This is a genomic window from Vibrio sp. 2033, from assembly GCF_033339735.1.
Genome location: NZ_JAWOVC010000344.1, coordinates 1 through 705, shown reverse-complemented (window position 1 = coordinate 705; position 705 = coordinate 1). Strand labels below are relative to the sequence as shown.

Below are 705 nucleotides of genomic sequence, written 5' to 3'. Positions count from 1 at the left end.
TGTTTGGCTTTTGATCAGTTGTTCTAGGCGCTTGGTGAAACCAAATCGGTTATACAGTTTGGTTAAAGAGTCGATATGAGAATCTTCACTGGAGGCCGACGACAAGTGTTTTGGTGTGTCATCCGCATCTTGGATAAGAATAATTTGAGATTCACTGCCTAGAATTGCCATCGAGTCCGCATGCAATTGGACTTTGCGCTAAAATCCGCAACGCGCGCTAGTCAGGCAAACAAACGGTTTGTCCGAAATAAGCGTGCTGAGTCGGTGACTGAAAACTTTTTTGGTGTTTTCGTCGATGAACAGACGAGAGAGCTCTTCACCGAGCAGCTCGTGAGGGGAGTTAAGCCCAAGCAAACGAGCCGAGGCAGGGTTTGCTGAGATGATGGTGTCATCTTCAATCAGCAGCAGGCCATCGGGCAATAGTTGGGTCAGCTTGGCAAATTTGTTTTCGGCTTCTTCCAGAGAGCGGACAAGTATTTGCTTTTCGGAGGTGTCGACGGCGTGAAACACCACGAAACGTACCTCGTTACCTTCATACACTGGTGACAAACTAAAGTGAAGGCTGGTCTCTAAATCGGTTTCATCTAAGGTAATTTCAGCTTCGACATGCACGCCTTTGAATGCGCGTTGGTAGTAAGGTGCCAGCTTCTTACTTCGACATGCACGCCTTTGAATGCGCGTTGGTAGTAAGGTGCCAGCTTCTTA

Annotated in this window: 1 pseudogene; it reads right to left on the bottom strand. The window is 47.7% G+C overall.

Annotated elements, in window-relative coordinates:
• Positions 1–651: pseudogene (locus R7P74_RS26490) on the bottom strand (PAS domain-containing protein); the annotation flags it as partial.
• Between the last annotated feature and the right edge of the window lie 54 nt (positions 652–705).